This is a genomic window from Parachitinimonas caeni (assembly GCF_030129945.1).
Lineage (GTDB): Bacteria > Pseudomonadota > Gammaproteobacteria > Burkholderiales > Chitinimonadaceae > Parachitinimonas > Parachitinimonas caeni.
Window position 1 is genome coordinate 1 of the sequence record NZ_JARRAF010000267.1, and the last position, 258, is coordinate 258.

General features: G+C 65.5%; 1 protein-coding gene. It reads right to left on the reverse strand.

The window, feature by feature from the left end:
• Window positions 1-258 (reverse strand): hypothetical protein (locus tag PZA18_RS24635; protein ID WP_284103519.1); only part of this gene is annotated, 258 nt, incomplete at both ends.

The window sequence follows — 258 nt, forward strand, 5'->3', positions numbered from 1 at the left end:
ATCGACCGGCTGGCCCAGACCCGGCAGGTGGTCGATATCGGCTTCATTGGTACCGATGCTGTCGATATCGGCCTCGTTGCCATTGTTGTCCCCCATCGCTCCCCTCTGCGGGGTCTTGGGGGTCGGCTGTGGCGGAACCGGCAGGCCAGTCACGCTGTCGATGTCGGCTTCGCGGGTCGTGTCCTCCGCCATCACTACATTGGCCGGGGCCTTGGCCTGCAGGGCGCTGGCGTCCAGACTGCTGCCGTCAGCGAACTT